Origin of the sequence: Mesorhizobium sp. M7A.F.Ca.US.006.04.2.1, assembly GCF_004022915.1 — a bacterium.
In the GTDB taxonomy this organism is placed as follows: domain Bacteria; phylum Pseudomonadota; class Alphaproteobacteria; order Rhizobiales; family Rhizobiaceae; genus Mesorhizobium; species Mesorhizobium ciceri.
The window spans coordinates 1-1,333 of sequence record NZ_RZQA01001234.1; the positions used below are offsets into that span (position 1 = coordinate 1).

The window sequence follows — 1,333 nt, forward strand, 5'->3', positions numbered from 1 at the left end:
GCCCTGGCGGGGCAAGCATGACGGCCCGCGCCATCATCATCGGCGCGCCGCGCTCCGGCTCCGGCAAGACCAGCGTCACCATCGGCATCCTGCGCGCGCTGACCCGGCGCGGCTTGAAAGTGCGCGGCGCCAAATCCGGCCCCGACTATATCGACCCCGGCTTCCACACCGCCGCCACGGGCCTCTCCGGTGTCAATCTGGACAGCTGGGCGATGCCGCCATCGCTGCTCAACGGGCTTGCCGCGCAAGCCGCCGATGACACCGATTTCGTCATCCTGGAAAGCGCCATGGGACTGTTCGACGGGATACCCGCGGCTCCCGGTCGAACCGGCTCGGCCGCCGACCTCGCCCGCCTCTACGGCCTGCCGGTGCTGCTGGTGCTCGACGTCTCCGGCCAGTCGACCACGGCGGCGGCTGTCGCCAAGGGTTTTGCCACCTATGATCCTGACGTGCGCATGGCCGGTGTCGCGCTCAATCGGCTGGGCAGCGAGCGCCATCGCAAGCTGTGCAGCGAGGCCATCGAGGCGATCGGCCTGCCGGTCGTCGGCGCCATCCTGCGCGATCCCACGCTGAACCTGCCCGAGCGCCATCTCGGCCTTGTCCAGGCTGGCGAATATGACGACCTGATGGCGCATCTCGACAGGCTGGCCGACATGGCGGAAAAGTCGCTCGATCTCGATGCGATCATGGCCCTGGCGACGCCCCTCACTCCGGCGCCCGGCGGTTTCGACGACGCGCTGGCGCCGCCCGGCCAACGCATCGCGCTGGCCGAGGATGCCGCCTTCACCTTCCTCTATCCGCATGTCGCCGCCTACTGGCGCAAGGCGGGTGCGGAAATCGTCCCGTTCTCGCCGCTCGTCGACGAAGCGCCCGACGGGACCTGCGACGTTTGCTGGCTGCCGGGCGGCTATCCCGAGCTTCACGCCGGCAAGCTCGCCGCCGCCGCGACTTTCCGCGCCGGCATGGCGCGTTTCGCCGCGACGAAGCCCATCCATGGCGAGTGCGGTGGCTTCATGGTGCTCGGCGAAGCTCTGGAGGACGCGTCGGGCGAAACGCATGCGATGCTCGGCCTGCTCGGCCACGCCACCAGCTTCGCCAGGCGCAAGATGAACCTCGGCTACCGCGAGGCGCGGCTGCGTGCCGATTGTCCGCTGGGTGCACAGGGCGCGCTGATCCGTGGCCACGAATTCCACTATGCGCAGATGACGGCCACCGGCAATGACGAGCCGCTGGCCGACCTTGCCGACGGCCAGGGCAATCCGATCGGCGCCTCGGGCTACCGGCGCGGCCATGTCAGCGGCACCTTCTTCCATGCGATTGCGAGGGGCTAGAG

1 protein-coding gene is annotated in these 1,333 nt (G+C 69.3%); it reads left to right on the forward strand.

Features of this window, described 5'->3' with window-relative positions; all coding sequences use genetic code 11:
- The first annotated feature begins 17 nt into the window (after nt 1–17).
- Nucleotides 18–1,331 (forward strand): cobyrinate a,c-diamide synthase, encoded by a 1,314-nt coding sequence (locus tag EN925_RS36140; protein ID WP_064993762.1) that lies wholly within the window; start codon nt 18–20, stop codon nt 1,329–1,331.
- Nucleotides 1,332–1,333: the final 2 nt, after the last annotated feature.